The following is a 14,163-nucleotide window of genomic DNA, read 5'->3' as shown; positions in this document are numbered from 1 at the left end:
CCTTTTCGTTTTAGTTTTGTATTTTTTAGTTTCAGCATCAGGCTTTCTGGTACTGATCCAGATCGAACAGCTTGTCTCTGATCGCCCAGAAGCGACCATTTTTGCGGGCAATCACCACTTCGGGCGGCCTCAGGCGGTGCTCATTATTGGCCACTTTGGTGGGAGCCGTATCGGTAAACGGACGGTGGCGGTCGACCAGATGCGGGTTAATAAATTTGCGCAGGAATTCGTCTTTTTGCCCTTTGGTCGATAAGGTCCAGACTTCGCTGATTTCCGCCCCTTCATCACTGACATAAATCACTTTCAGTTGTGGTTTGCCAAACTTGTTCTTGCCGGGTTCAAGGCGCAAATCGGTGCATTTCATGATCATCGCGTCTTTGAGTTTCAGGGCATCCCGCAGTTTTTTATCCGGATCGACCATTACGGCATCACAGACATGGCAGCGTCGGGCGGCTATGTCGTTGTCGGCACCGCACTCTTCGCAGTATTTAGCCCGGAAACGGTAACCACATTCTTCTCGTTCGCCGGTGTCATCATCTTCAAAATACCCCTGGCAGCGACGACCATAATGCTCAATGAGGAAACCTGCCGCGTCTAATTTACCCCAGAAGCTATTATTGAAGCCGCAGGCGGGGCAGGGCACCATAATCACTTCGCTGTCACTGTCCGGTTTGGGATCACCGACTTCCGGCTGATAAAGGTCATAACAGTTACCGGCGTATTCCAGCACCAGGCAGTCTTTTTTACCTTCGAACAAGCGAAGGCCGCGTCCGACAATTTGCTGGTACAGGCTGATGGACTCTGTCGGACGCAGAATCGCAATCAAATCCACGTGCGGCGCGTCGAATCCGGTGGTGAGCACCGAGACATTCACCAGATATTTCAGTTTCTGTTGCTTGAAGTCATCGATGATGCGATCCCGCTCATCTTGCGGAGTGTCACCTACCACCAGAGCGGCCTTTTCATTTGCCAGATAGCCCATGATTTCCTTGGCGTGGTTGACGGTAGAAGCAAAAATCATCACCCCCCGCCTATCTTTCGCATAGTCGATGACTTGATCAATGATCATCGGAGTGGCACGGCCCGACTGTTCGATAATGCTGTCCAGATCTGCTTCCCGGAACCGGCCGTTATTGGCCGGTTTCAGGCTCGAGAAGTCGTAGCCGATAACGGCCATGTCCATGACTTTGGGTTCGGTGAGAAAGCCTTCATCCAACAGGTAGCGGATTGGCAGCTCAAAAATGCAATCTCGGAAGCATCTGTCCTGCTCGGTTCGAACCTGACCCCGGGTATGGTATTTGTAAATCCAGCCCATCCCAAGCCGGTATGGGGTGGCGGTTAATCCGAGAATTTTGATGCCGGGGTTAATATCCTGCACATGCTTGATTACCCGGCGATACGCACTGTTTTCGTCATCCGGAACCCGGTGGCACTCGTCAATAACCAGCAGCGAAAACTCGTTCGCAAACTGATCCAGACTGTTAACCATCGATTGTACAGACGCAAACACCACCTTCTGATCCGTTTCTTTGCGGCCCAGGCCGGCAGAGAAAATGGAGGCTTTCAGGCCATAGCTTTCATATTTGGCATGGTTTTGCTCTACAAGTTCTTTGACGTGGGTCAGAACCAATACCCGGCCGCGCGCAATACGAGCCAGCTCGGCAACAACCAGGCTTTTACCTGCACCGGTTGGCAGAGCCAGCACTGCTGGGGTGCTGTTCTTTCGGAAATAATGGATGGTCGCGTTAACGCTGTCTTGTTGGTATGGGCGAAGAGTGTACATAGTTGAAAACAAGGGTCAGTCCGGCAGAGCGGGACAATCAATGAGAGTAAATCTGGTGAAGCGACAGTGTACAGACTGTGGCACCAATTAGCGAGCCGGAGAAGAGATGAGGGAGCAGCAGGGATTAGAGAGCTGAGATTCGTAAACCGATATTAGCGTGAAAAATGGTACAGAGGAGGAGCAGGGGAAATCACCACAAGTGAAGCAGGCCCTGTGTACATACAGGGCCTGAAACGTTTTAAGAAGCAAGATTTAGCGGTATTTCAGCTGGCTTAATAACCTTGGTCATCATGCAGAACTGACGACGCGGTACAAAACCGTGTTTTTCATAGAACTTACGGGCACCGCTGTTACCAATGTTAACCTCTAGCGACAGGGCGTTGACCCCGGCAGAAGCAACATGCTGTTCAACCTGTGGGATTAGCTCGGTACCAATCCCTTGTTGGCGCCATTCCGGTTTAAGGTAGAACTGGTCAATCAGGCCTATACGGCCGCCATGTTCCAGGCTAAAGCTGAAGCTGATAATAATATGTCCGGCGATGAATTTTTCACCGTCAACGTCCACTTCAATAAACCAAGCCTGGCCAAGCTCAGGGTTGTTCAGCAACTGTTGAATAGCGTGCTGGGTTTGCTCTTTTTTCTGAGGCAGCACTTCATATTCAAACAATTCGCCAACAAGCTTAAGCAGCATATCCATTGAGGACAGACTTGGCGCAACAAGTGAAATCTTCATAGTTTGACCTTTGCAGTTGAGCTCCATCATGTTTGATGAATCGGTATTACATCCTGTTATACGTAACCATCTTCCGACACGTCCACTGATTCAGACCACAAAAACCCAAAAATGTTCTAGTTTATGAGCTTAGTTGGAAAATGCATTTGTAACGGGTTTCAGGTTAGCACTGAAAATCTACTTTGCCCAAAAGGGATACCTGTAAGCAATGAACAGTGCTCATTTAATGATGTGATTCCATTTTAGCCCATTTTCCATGACCAGGATGTTATGCGCTGACGGATGTTGGTAGAATACGCGTTTTTGTACCATCTGGAGCCCCTCATGAGGCTTGATAAATTTCTGTGCACCACACTGGGCATTACCCGAAAAGAAGCGGGTAAGCTGCTAAAAGATAAACAGGTTGAAGTCAATGGCGAAGTCGTGAAGAACGGCGCGCTGAAAGTGACGGATGATTGCGATGTCGAATTCAACGGGCGTTCACTCCGTTTTGAAGGGCCGCGTTATTTTATGCTGAACAAGCCATCCGGTTTTGTCTGTTCACATGTCGATGACTACAACCCGACCGTTTTTGTGTTGCTGGATGAAGTCAGCCCGGAGAAACTGCATGTTGCAGGCCGTCTTGACGGTGATACCACCGGTCTGGTGCTGTTGACTGATGATGGTCAGTGGTCTCACCGTATTACATCCCCACGCCATGTGTGTGAGAAAGTGTACTACGTTGAACTGGCTGATCCGATTGCCGAAGAGGTAATTGAACAGTTTGCACAAGGCGTTCAGCTGCGTGGCGAAAAAGAACTGACCCGCCCGGCGAAATTGGAAATTCTGGGTGAGCGTGAAGCGGTGATTACCATCTCTGAAGGTAAATACCACCAGGTGAAGCGTATGTTTGCTGCGGTAGGAAACAAGGTTGAAGCCTTGCACCGTGAAAAAATCGGCGCTGTTGAGCTGGATGACGATCTGGAACCGGGTGAGTACCGTCCGCTGACCGACGAAGAGATCGCTGCTTTTCTTTGATGTCCTCTGATTTCTTTTAATTTGCGTTTACGAGCGTGGGTTAAATATGATGAATATATGGCTCTTAGCATTAAATCTGCGTAAGTAGAGGCTGAGAGCCTGTTTTTTCTACTTGGCCCGGTCAGGGTGCCACATCATTCAGTTTTTATTTTTACTCTCTCACTTCTTCACTTCTTCACTTCTTCACTTCTTCACTTCTTCAACTTCTTCAACTTCTTCGCATTTTCACCGAACAATCAGACAAGAAAAGTCGTGTCCTGGCTACATGCTTATGGGACGCCTGATTTCCTGTTAACAATGTCACTAATTTCTTACATTTGGTTGTAAACAGTATCCAATCTTTTTACTATCTCGTCCCTATCTTCGTTACGAATACTTATGCAACAGGGAACGATGCAACCGAGAACGCCTTATATCAGAACGATGTTTCTGGCCAGCCTGCTGAGCTGGTTTGTGCTCGTTGCTATGCCGGTTGTCAACGCCCATAACCAACCTGTTGGTGTGTGGGCTTCTCTCTGTACCTTAAGTGGCTTCAAGTTGGTGAAACTGGCTGACGGGCAAACCCAGCAGTTCCAGCATGACACCCACGGGCAATGTCCCATTGGTTTATTCAGTTTGGCTCATGCTGATGACCGATGGCTTGACCCTGGTGTTAAGCATCAGGAACTGGCCCCGTACCGGTATCACTTTACTCCCCAAGGCTGGGAGTATGCCTTTTTTATCACCCGAGCCCCGCCGGTCGTCATCACATCATCTTTCAGCTAAGCCTGAACTTCTCTCAATAAAATAAAAAATCAGACACATTCATCATCGACTTCGTTGCTGATGCGACTTCTTATCGCGCAGTAGGCGGAGCCGTTTTTTGTTGTGTGTTTAAAAAAGCAGCTTTGTAAAGGAAATACCATGAACACTTCTCAGTGTCAGGTCTCTGCATCTGACATTCAATCGCCCCTGTCTCAACGCCGGGCATTTTATCGGACGGCATGGCGCTGGCATTTTTACGCCGGATTGTATGTCGCGCCGTTTCTTATCATGCTGGCGATTACCGGTTTGATGATGATGTATGCCGGCACCCTTGAAAATTACCGCTATCAGAACCTGTTACATGTAGAACCTGCCGGGCCGATAATATCGGTTCGCCAGCAGCTGGAGGTGGTTCGCCAGCAGTTTCCTGAGGCAACCATAAAGCAATACCTCCCGCCGAAAACCCCTGAGGATGTCAGCCGTTTTGCCGTTGTTACCCAACAGGGCGAAGGGCTGTTTGTCACGGTAAACCCTTATCAGGCGCAGGTGCTCGGCAGTATCCCGCGTGATAACACAATGTATCAGTTGGCGAATGATATTCACGGCACACTCCTCATTGGTGAAACCGGAGATCGTCTGATTGAACTGGCCGCCAGCTTCGGGGTGATCTTGCTGGTCAGCGGGTTGTACCTGTGGTGGCCACGCGACAATGCCAGCCGCGCAGGGATGTTCCGGCTACGTTTGGGGCAGGGCAAGCGAACCTTCTGGCGAGACGCTCACGCCAATGTCGGAGTAGTAACGGGAGTGTTCCTGTTGTTGTTTTTACTCTCCGGCCTTTCCTGGTCGGGTGTATGGGGCAGTAAAATGGTTCAGGCATGGAACAGTTTTCCTGCCGAGGTCTTTGGTGATGCGCCGTTGTCGGATGTTACCCATGCGGCAATGAATCACGGTGAAGCGGAAGAGGTGCCGTGGAACCTTGAGCAAACGCCTATGCCCATGTCCGTTATCACTGAGGAAGAGATGACCGGGACGGCAGCCGACACGGCGAATACGACCAGCCATCATGCAGGTCATCATATGAAGACATCAGTACCGGCTCGTTCGCTGCAACAGGGTATCGTCGGCAACGTCAACATTGACAGCGTGACGGCTTTTGCCCGTCAGGAAGGGTTCACGAACTACCGTCTGAATCTGCCGCAGAGCGCAACCGGTATTTACACCATCATGGCCAGTACCATGGGGAAAGACATTACCGACGCCACGCAGGATCGCACCATGCATATTGATCAATACAGCGGCAAGGTGCTGGCTGATGTGAAATATGCTGACTACACCGCGATGGCGAAAACAATGGCATGGGGAATTGCCCTGCATGAGGGCGATATGGGGTATGCAAATAAAGCGGTGAACACGGTATTGTGTCTGTCCTTTGTTCTGATCAGCCTGAGCGGCATTGTGATGTGGTGGTTACGTCGCCCGAAAGGCAAGCTGAGTCTGTCACCTCCGCCAGCACCTAATGATCCGGCACTCTGGAAAGGCGCAATGGTAGTGATCGCCGTACTTGGTGTTTGTTTTCCGCTTGCAGGCCTGGCGATTGTGACGGTTCTGGTGCTGGACTGGCTGGTTATCTCACGTGTTGCACCATTATCGAGATTCCTCGGCTGATTAACCGCTCGTCACGGAAAAACTGTTCTAATGTAATAAGCAAGCCCCGAACCGGGGCTTGCTTATTTTTATACCTGTGATCAAGATCAATTCATCAGAAACTTATCATTTCCTATTAGGAAAGAGTGAAATGATGAAATTCATCGTACAATAGCTCTCTTTTTCCTCATCTTCTGCATTGAGATTTTATGACCACATCCGACAGCCCTAGGCTGAGTTTTCAAATGATTCTGATCCTGGGGGCGATAGCAGCGCTGACGCCGCTGGCGATTGATATGTATCTGCCGGCGATGCCGAGCATTGCCAGAGATCTCGGGGTTGTACCCGGTGCTGTGCAGGTAACTCTGACGGCCTATACTGCTGGCTTTGCGATTGGTCAGTTATTACACGGACCTTTGGCAGACAGCTACGGGCGACGTCCGGTACTGATGATCGGGGTGTTGCTGTTCGCTGCGGCGGCAGTGGTCAGTGCGCTCAGTCAGGATATTACTCAGCTGACATGGGTACGTGCTGCTCAGGGTTTTGCCGGAGCGGCTGCTGCGGTCATTATTCAGGCGCTGGTGCGGGATATGTTTGAGCGGGAAGAGTTTGCCCGCACCATGTCGTTTATCACCCTGGTCATGACGATTGCGCCGCTTGCCGCCCCGATGATCGGTGGCTATCTGTCGATATGGCTGGGCTGGCGTTCTATTTTCTGGGTGCTGGCACTGTTTGCCATCATCATCATTCTGGCGGTGCTGGGAAAAGTACCCGAAACCCTGCCGGTAGAGAAACGCCTGCCGTTTCATCTCGGCGCCAGCTTGCGGAACTATGCCCGGATGCTGGTGACACCAGAAGCCGTCGGTCTGATCTTCAGCAGCGGTTTCTCGTTTGCCGGGATGTTTACTTTCCTGACGGTCGGCTCATTCGTTTATATCGATTTGTATCAGGTCAGCACTGAAAACTTTGGTTTGCTGTTTGGCCTTAACATTGTCTGCCTGATTCTGATGACCAGCCTGAATGGCCGTCTGGTACGCAAAAAAGGGTCGCACTGGATGCTGCGTTTTGGTCTGGGGGTTCAATTGATCGCCGGAGCAGGGCTGGTTATCGGTCAGGTGTTTGATCTGGGGCTGTGGGGCGTTGTTGTGCCGGTGATGCTGTATGTTGGTACTATTTCGATCATCGGGAGTAACACCATGGCGTGCTTGCTGGCGAAGTATCCGCACATGGCGGGAACAGCGTCTTCACTGGCGGGCACAATGCGATTTGGTACTGGTTCGGTTATTGGTAGTCTGGTTGCAGCCATGCCGGATGCGACAGCGTGGCCAATGGCATTGACCATGGCGTTATGTGCAGTATTATCTGCGGGCTTTTATTGGTTATTTTCCCGAAACGCATAAGGAAACACATGGCTGTATATATTGAGGAGCTCAGCAAGCTGGTCTCCGACGGGTTAAACGAACTGGCGGAAGCCATCCGCAGCGGTAAAACGCCGAATAACCCGGTGAGTGAAACGCATTTTCTCAGTGCTTGGGTGACCAAGGCGATCAAACAGCAGCGCTATGATCACAGTGTTGCCACAACACTGGTGAGCTGGCAGAAACAGGCACGCAGTCAGGGCACAAAGGCCCAGATGAAGCAGCAGTTTCAGCAGATTCAGGCCACTTATGCCGGTGTGCCGCGCCAAAAGGGTGGCGAGGCAGAACAGGCGGTTGAAGAGAAGGCCGCTGACATTACACGTTCACAACTGACAGGGCTGTATGCGTCTCTGACCGAAAAAGACTGGCTGGTCACGACGGAATATGAGGTCAACCGCAAGGTGACGCATCATACCGACGGTCAGGCATCGCTGGTAGTGTGTGCGACTCAGTCGAAACTGGCATTTGACGGTGACACAGCCGACAGCTTGATGGTAAAACCCCTGTCGCTGTTTGTTCGTGGCGATGTGCGTGAGCTGGTTGAAGTGGCGTATCAGCACGGCCTGTTGCTGTTTAAAGTGACCGATTATAAATCCATCGTGAAATATCACGGTGAGTACATTTTGTATCCGCGCAATGCCGGGCCGTCCATTCCTGAGATTCCGGTTCAGCACCAGTAACCCGATGAAAACGAGCCTCTGAGAGGCTCGTTTTTTGTTTTAGCGCAGGCTTTTTTGTCTTGCATCTTTGCTTGGTATATCGCTTTTTTCAGGGAATCAGTGAGTGGGCATCGCCGCTATGGAATTTTTTTGTATGCCTTCGAGCTTAACCAGAAGGTGATAAGTTCAGATGGTTTCCGTTTTGCCTTCCTGCGCTGTGGCCTTACAGCGTTTAACCACAGCGTGCGTCATGCCGCGGAAAATGAACAGGTGGGCCGGCATCATGGCAAACCAGTACAGTAACCCGGAAAACCCTGCCGGGTGCCACCAGGCGCGAATATCCAACGTGCGGTGATCGCCATGATCATCAATGGTAAATTCGAGCCGTCCCAGCCCTGGTGCTTTCATGCCAAACAGCAGGGACAGGAAGCGGCCTGGTTCTATGTTGATGACTTTCCAGGAATCGACCTTGTCTCCCAGTTTCAAGTTTTCCGGATCCCGCCGATAGCGTTTCAGCGCATCACCACCGATACACCAGTCCATCCATTCTCGAATCCGCCACAATATGTTGGCAAAAAAATACCCTTCTTTGCCTCCGACAAGTTGTACTTGACGCCATAGCTGCTCGGCTGTCGCATCGGTTTTTAAGGTGTAGCCCGCCTGCTTGGCGTAATAGCCGTAACCGGGTTGCCAGCGGGCGAGGGCATCGGGATCGAACCCCCAAATTTCGCTGCGTACGACTTCGGTTTCATGACTGAGTGATTCATCAACAGCTTCGTCGTAACTGAGCAGACGTTGTGGGATCAGCGACTGTATGGCTGAACCGTCTGCTTTAAGATCCAGACTGATCCCGCCAATTAAGGCTCTGGCGATGTTGGTCGGAACTGACGTGACAAAACGCAGCCAGAGCGCGGCAAACTTCGGCGACAAAAAGGGCAGGGGCAGAATCCGCACTGTTTTACCGGCACGCTGACCGATTTTTCTCAACTGTGTGGCATAAGTCAGAGGTTCCGGACCGGCAATGTCCATGATCTGATGGCGGCAGGGGTTAAACTTCAGTAATGCCATCAGATAATAGAGCAGGTTGCGCAGCGCAATCGGCGAGTTATGGGTGTGCACCCAGTTCGGCGTGATCAGGACCGGGAAATGATAGACAAAGTCCCGCATCACTTCGAATGCGGCAGATCCCGGGCCAACGATAATGCCGGCTCGCAGTTCGGTAACAGGAATGCCGCTTTCTCTGAGAATTTCGCCAGTCGCTTTGCGTGCGGCAAGGTGGGATGAGTGACCTTCTTTCGGCTGCAATGCGCCCAGATAGATCACCCGTTTTACGGTACTTTGTTTGAGCGCCTGACTGAAATTTCGGGCAACATGCGCTTCGAAATCAATAAAGTCATGGCCGTGATTCATGCCATGTACCAGAAAGAAAACGATGTCAGTATCAGAAAGGAGTGTGTCAAGGTTGTCGGGGGTATCCAGATCCAGTTGGTGGATCTCAATGTTGTCGATTTCCTGCCAGCCTCGTTGTTCTAACAGTTTGATATTTCTTGCGGTGGCTTTAACGCGGTAACCGGCATTTGCCAGTTCAGGAACAAGGTGGCTGCCAACGTATCCAGAAGCGCCAACAACCAAAATTGTTTGTCCCATAAGCCACTTACTCCTTGTGTCTGACTCTATTCACTGTAGTGGAAAAATGTGACAAGGGTTAGTTATTTGGGCCCAATAGGGTACAATTGAGAAAGAACACTTAGGGCAACCAAATAGCTAAGTGGCTTGTTTTTATGAATTTTTGACGGGAAGTGTATGAGATTTGGATAAATTGCGGTGAATTTGTTGAATAAATAACAAGAACCGTTGATTTTTCCCGATTCTCTTTTACCCACACAGGGATTACAGTACATTCCTCCGTCAAATTGCTTTCCTGAATTTGGGGATACACATGCTACGACTGGTCAATCTTTGCAAAGGCTATCTGGATGGTGATGAATACCATTCTGTTTTGCAAGGGGCTGAGTTGGAATTAGACCAAGGTGAACAACTCGCACTCATGGGTGAAAGTGGTTCCGGTAAAAGTACGTTGCTGAATCTGATCGCCGGGCTGGATACCGCTGATGCCGGAGAAATCTGGCTCGGTGACCAGCCTATTCATGCTATCCCTGAGCGGGCCCGAACGGCGTTTCGCAGGAACAATATCGGCCTCGTTTTCCAGCAGTTTAATCTGCTGCCTACCTTAACCACGGCCGACAATATCCGTTTTTGTCGACAGCTGAAAGGGCTGAATGAAGATCCTGTGCTCTGGCGTCAGATTATTTCTGCACTAGATTTGATGCCGCTGCTGGGCCGTTATCCTGAGGAGATGTCCGGCGGTCAGCAACAGCGTACCGCGATTGCCCGCGCGTTATACATGGAACCGCAGATCCTGCTGGCCGATGAACCGACCGGCAGTCTGGATGAGCGAAATGCCGACGCAGTGATCCGCCTGCTGGTGCGTCTGACCAAACAGCTGGATTGCACGTTGCTGCTGGTGACCCACAGCCACAAAGTGGCCGATCACATGAACGGCTGTATTCGCCTTCAGGGAGGGCAGTTGCATGTCAAACCCCGTAGCTAAGGCGCTATGGGGGCACTACAAACGCCACCCCCTGCAAATAGTACTGGTCTGGTTTGGCCTGACACTGGGTATCGCACTGCTGGTGGGCGTTATGGGTGTCAACCAGCAGGCCAGAGAAAGCTACCGCGACGGTGAGCAACTGTTTTCCAATCCTTATCCCTACCGTATTCGCCATGCTCAGCCGTCCCTGAAAGTCCCGCAAGGGTTTTATATCCAGCTTCGCCGTGACGGGTTCAAACAGTGTGTACCTATGGATCAGATCCGGGTCGTCACTCAAGACGGACGCGATGTGGAAATCGTCGGGATCGATCCGGTCGCCTTGTTTAACGGTGCCTCTTTATTATCGTCACGTAATCAGAACCAGATCATGCAGCTGATGCAGCCGCCGTATCCCATCATGGTGGGGGCTCATCTGGCTAATTACATGGGCATCGAAGACGGCCAGCCCCTGACGCTGGAAAACGGGCGTCAGCTCGGGCCGGTTCATGTGGTGGATGAAGAGCGGATCAACGGCCCCCGTATGCTGGCGGACATGAGCCTACTGCGCAGTATTCAGCCGGGCTCTGGCCTGACCGCTATCCTGTGCGGCAAGATGACACCACAGGCACTACGCCGTCTGGAAAGTCAGTTGCCAATTGCCCTTAAGTTGGAAAAAGAAGAAGCGGCCGGATTGGAACCGCTGACCAATGCGTTTCACCTGAACCTGTTTGCGATGGGAATGCTGGCCTTTGTGGTCGGACTGTTCATTTTTTATCAGGCGATGTCGTTATCGCTGACGCAGCGCCAGCCGCTGGTAGGGCTGATGCGTCAGGCTGGGGTATCTTCTCTGCAACTGGCCAAAGCCCTGATTGTGGAATTGCTGGTCTGGATTGTACTCGGGCTGGTGGGCGGAAATCTGCTGGGCCTGATGTTGGCCGAACAACTGCTGCCATCGGTCGCCGAGACATTGAACAATTTGTATGGTGCAAACGTCAGCCTGTCAGTCAGCTGGCACTGGGAGTGGGGCGTTGCCTCGGTGCTGATTGCCTTGCTGGGTTGCCTGCTGGCCTGTGGCTGGCCGCTGATACGGTTGATTCGAACGCCGCCGGCACGACTGGCCACACATATGTCGTTGGTGCGTTTCAGCGGGCGTGAGTTTGCGATTCAGGCGCTGGTTTCCTGTCTGTTTGTGGTAGCGGCCTACGGTATTTATCAGCTGCCACATGGACAGCAGGCCGGGTTTGTTTTGATTGCCTGCATTCTGATTGCATCGGCATTAGGCATGCCTTATCTGTTGTGGCAACTGTTCCGGTTGCTGGGCGTTGTCGTCCGTTCGGCACGGTTGCGTTGGTTTTTCTCCGATGCCGCGGCCAGCCTCAGCTATCGGGGGGTAGCAGCAATGGCTTTCATGCTGGCTCTGGCTTCCAATATCGGGATGGAAACCATGACCGGCAGTTTCCGTCATACGACCAAGGTGTGGCTGGATCAGCGACTGGCGGCGGACATTTATGTGCGTCCATCGGCGAATGTAGCACCACGCATTGCCAGCTGGCTGGAAAAGCAGGAAGAAGTGGATCAGGTCTGGTGGCAATGGCGTCATACCATTCCTTCTGATTACGGCAAACTGCAGGTGGTCAGCGTAGGCGGCACCCAAGAAGAAAAAGCCGCGCTGGCCATTAAAGTCGCCATGCCGGAATACTGGCAGCGGCTGCATTATGGCCGGGCAATGCTGGTCAGTGAGTCGCTGGCCATTAAACATAACTGGGAACCGGGTCAGGTGATTGATATGCCGGCACCGCTGAACCAGAAATGGCTGATCGCGGGCGTGTATTACGACTACGGCAACCCGCACGGTCAGGTGATTATTCCGCACAAACGCTGGCAGCAGTTGTGGCCGCACCGTGGTCAGGTTGGGCTGGCTATTCATCTGCAGCCAGGGGCTGACACCATGAGCATGATGAAAAAGTTGGGGGAGACATTCCGTCTGCCACCTGAGCGGGTGCGCAACAATGCCGAGCTGATGGTACAGGCCATGCGGGTGTTCGACCGTACTTTTGTGGTCACGGCCACTTTGGGTAAGCTGACCCTGTTTGTCGCAGTCTGTGGCCTGTTTTTTGCGACGGTTGCCGGTGAGTTATCGCGTCAGCGCCAGTTTGCTCTGTTACGTTGCATGGGCATGACCGGGCGCGAGTTAGCCTTGCTGGGCGGCGGCCAGCTGCTGCTGATCGGGGTGATGACCGCTCTGATTGCACTGCCGTTGGGGCTGATTCTGGCGCAGTTGCTGATTGATGTGGTGCTCAAATACTCGTTTGGCTGGACGATGCCGGTTGAATATTTCCCGGTTGACTACTTGATGTCATTGGGCTCCGCCTTGTTTGTCCTGTTGCTGGCCGGGGCCTGGCCGGTCTGGCGGTTGGTGAAGCGGTCAGCCATTCTGTCTTTGCGGGAGTCATTCTGATGCGCACACTATCAACCCTCAGCCGGCTGCCGGTATTTTTGTTGATGGCCGCCTGTCTGCTGACGCTGCAGGGGTGTGAGACAGAGTCCGACCCCGAAGATCAGGCAATTGTGATGCTCAGTCAGGAAAGTGGTGAGCAGTTTGCGCGAGTCGAACCGGGAGTTAGGCTGACATTTCCGCAGGATCACCTGCCACATCCGGAATTTCGCAATGAATGGTGGTATCTCACTGCGAACCTGAAAAGTGAAACCGGGGAAGAGTTTGGCTTGCAGTGGACGTTGTTCCGCAACGCCGTATCGACTCAACCGGGTAATGGCTGGCAGGATCCGCAACGTTATATGGCACATCTGGTGGTCACCGGTGAGAAGAAGCTCTGGGCGGCAGAACGCTTTGCCCGTGGCGGGATTGGTCAGGCCGGAGTCACCGGACGGCCGTTTCGTGCCTGGCTGGATAACTGGTTATGGTTGTCTCACAGCGACTCACCGTTTCCCTCGACACTGACCTTTGCTGACGGGGAGTCACCCAAGTCGGACATGGCGGGTAAGCTGGAGATCACGCAAACTGGCCCGTTGGTGCTGCAGGGCGTTCAAGGTTATAGCCGCAAACATGCTACTCAGCCGATCGCTTCTTACTATTACAGCGCGCCATTTCTGACACTGAAGGGTGAACTGGAGCTGGACGGCAAACTTTACCGCGTCGAAGGTAAGGGTTGGCTGGATCGGGAATGGAGCAGTGTCGGACTGTCAGACAGCCAGCTGGGCTGGGACTGGTTTGCGATTCATCTTGATGACGGTCGTGCCCTGATGCTGTACCAGATCAGGGAAAAAGATCACCGTCCGTATTATTTTGGCTCCCTCAGTTGGCCGGATGGGCGTACTCAGGGGCTGAAGCCGGAAGATATTAAGCTGTCGCCCGTGTCTTTTACGACTAACGATGAGGGACATAGTTACCCTCACGCCTGGTACATTGAGTTACCTGCTTATCAAATACAACTGAAAGTGGATACTGTCCGCAAGGAACAATGGTTGCCGTTTATCTTTTCATATTGGGAAGGACCTGTGAAAGTAACGGGCAGCCATTCAGGACAAGGATATATGGAACTGACCGGCTATTAATG

11 protein-coding genes are annotated in these 14,163 nt (G+C 52.1%); 8 read left to right on the top strand and 3 right to left on the bottom strand.

The features are described from left to right. Positions 1-37: 37 nt before the first annotated feature. Both radD and C9I92_RS01475 read right to left on the bottom strand, forming a co-directional pair. Entirely contained in the window at positions 38-1,783 is a 1,746-nt protein-coding gene (gene radD, locus C9I92_RS01480; protein ID WP_047885629.1) for a DNA repair helicase RadD, read from the bottom strand. A 238-nt stretch (positions 1,784-2,021) separates the two neighbouring features. Further along, complete coding sequence (locus tag C9I92_RS01475; RefSeq protein WP_047885723.1) at positions 2,022-2,516, bottom strand: GNAT family N-acetyltransferase; 495 nt, start codon at positions 2,514-2,516, stop codon at positions 2,022-2,024. Positions 2,517-2,840: 324 nt separating this feature from the next. Between C9I92_RS01475 and rsuA the strand changes: the two genes are divergently transcribed. The 5 genes from rsuA to C9I92_RS01450 all read left to right on the top strand — a co-directional run bounded on the left by rsuA (position 2,841) and on the right by C9I92_RS01450 (position 8,019). Further along, positions 2,841-3,533 carry a 16S rRNA pseudouridine(516) synthase RsuA gene (gene rsuA / locus C9I92_RS01470; protein ID WP_047885628.1) on the top strand — a complete coding sequence of 231 codons (693 nt, stop codon included), beginning with the start codon at positions 2,841-2,843 and terminating at the stop codon, positions 3,531-3,533. 393 nt (positions 3,534-3,926) lie between these two features. Further along, positions 3,927-4,298, top strand: a complete 372-nt coding sequence (locus C9I92_RS01465) for a hypothetical protein (RefSeq protein WP_146149653.1) — start codon at positions 3,927-3,929, stop codon at positions 4,296-4,298. A 138-nt stretch (positions 4,299-4,436) separates the two neighbouring features. Then, entirely contained in the window at positions 4,437-5,942 is a 1,506-nt protein-coding gene (locus C9I92_RS01460; protein ID WP_047885627.1) for a PepSY-associated TM helix domain-containing protein, read from the top strand. A 188-nt stretch (positions 5,943-6,130) separates the two neighbouring features. Then, positions 6,131-7,321 (top strand): Bcr/CflA family multidrug efflux MFS transporter, encoded by a 1,191-nt coding sequence (locus tag C9I92_RS01455; protein WP_047885626.1) that lies wholly within the window; start codon positions 6,131-6,133, stop codon positions 7,319-7,321. Between the two features lie 8 nt (positions 7,322-7,329). Further along, positions 7,330-8,019 (top strand): DUF2913 family protein, encoded by a 690-nt coding sequence (locus tag C9I92_RS01450; protein ID WP_047885625.1) that lies wholly within the window; start codon positions 7,330-7,332, stop codon positions 8,017-8,019. Between the two features lie 165 nt (positions 8,020-8,184). Here the strand turns inward: C9I92_RS01450 and C9I92_RS01445 are convergent, their stop codons facing one another. Next, a complete protein-coding gene (locus C9I92_RS01445; RefSeq protein ID WP_047885624.1) occupies positions 8,185-9,645 on the bottom strand; it encodes a DUF2867 domain-containing protein in 1,461 nt (486 codons plus the stop codon). A gap of 292 nt (positions 9,646-9,937) precedes the next feature. Between C9I92_RS01445 and C9I92_RS01440 the strand changes: the two genes are divergently transcribed. Genes C9I92_RS01440 through C9I92_RS01430 form a run of 3 tightly spaced genes read left to right on the top strand, consistent with a single transcriptional unit; the run spans position 9,938 to position 14,161 of the window. Beyond that, positions 9,938-10,609 carry an ABC transporter ATP-binding protein gene (locus C9I92_RS01440; protein ID WP_047885623.1) on the top strand — a complete coding sequence of 224 codons (672 nt, stop codon included), beginning with the start codon at positions 9,938-9,940 and terminating at the stop codon, positions 10,607-10,609. Then, positions 10,590-13,046, top strand: coding sequence for an ABC transporter permease (locus C9I92_RS01435; RefSeq protein ID WP_047885622.1), 2,457 nt, complete (start codon positions 10,590-10,592; stop codon positions 13,044-13,046). Before C9I92_RS01440 ends, C9I92_RS01435 begins: the two co-directional genes overlap by 20 nt. After that, on the top strand, positions 13,046-14,161 hold the full coding sequence (locus C9I92_RS01430; protein ID WP_047885621.1) for a lipocalin-like domain-containing protein: 1,116 nt from the start codon (positions 13,046-13,048) through the stop codon (positions 14,159-14,161). The genes C9I92_RS01435 and C9I92_RS01430 overlap by 1 nt, the downstream gene beginning before the upstream one ends. Positions 14,162-14,163: the final 2 nt, after the last annotated feature.

Source organism: Photobacterium ganghwense (genome assembly GCF_003025595.1).
GTDB lineage: Bacteria > Pseudomonadota > Gammaproteobacteria > Enterobacterales > Vibrionaceae > Photobacterium > Photobacterium ganghwense.
The sequence above is the reverse complement of the archived record's forward strand: the minus strand, read 5'-3'. Positions and strand labels throughout refer to the sequence as shown.

Excerpts from the sequence above, each read along its gene's own strand:
- C9I92_RS01450 (WP_047885625.1), top strand. The coding sequence starts at position 7,330 with ATGGCTGTATATATTGAGGAGCTCAGCAAGCTGGTCTCCGACGGGTTA.
- C9I92_RS01465 (WP_146149653.1), top strand. The coding sequence starts at position 3,927 with ATGCAACCGAGAACGCCTTATATCAGAACGATGTTTCTGGCCAGCCTG.
- C9I92_RS01475 (WP_047885723.1), bottom strand. The coding sequence starts at position 2,516 with ATGAAGATTTCACTTGTTGCGCCAAGTCTGTCCTCAATGGATATGCTG.
- radD (WP_047885629.1), bottom strand. The coding sequence starts at position 1,783 with ATGTACACTCTTCGCCCATACCAACAAGACAGCGTTAACGCGACCATC.
- C9I92_RS01430 (WP_047885621.1), top strand. The coding sequence starts at position 13,046 with ATGCGCACACTATCAACCCTCAGCCGGCTGCCGGTATTTTTGTTGATG.
- C9I92_RS01460 (WP_047885627.1), top strand. The coding sequence starts at position 4,437 with ATGAACACTTCTCAGTGTCAGGTCTCTGCATCTGACATTCAATCGCCC.
- C9I92_RS01440 (WP_047885623.1), top strand. The coding sequence starts at position 9,938 with ATGCTACGACTGGTCAATCTTTGCAAAGGCTATCTGGATGGTGATGAA.
- C9I92_RS01445 (WP_047885624.1), bottom strand. The coding sequence starts at position 9,645 with ATGGGACAAACAATTTTGGTTGTTGGCGCTTCTGGATACGTTGGCAGC.
- C9I92_RS01435 (WP_047885622.1), top strand. The coding sequence starts at position 10,590 with ATGTCAAACCCCGTAGCTAAGGCGCTATGGGGGCACTACAAACGCCAC.
- rsuA (WP_047885628.1), top strand. The coding sequence starts at position 2,841 with ATGAGGCTTGATAAATTTCTGTGCACCACACTGGGCATTACCCGAAAA.
- C9I92_RS01455 (WP_047885626.1), top strand. The coding sequence starts at position 6,131 with ATGACCACATCCGACAGCCCTAGGCTGAGTTTTCAAATGATTCTGATC.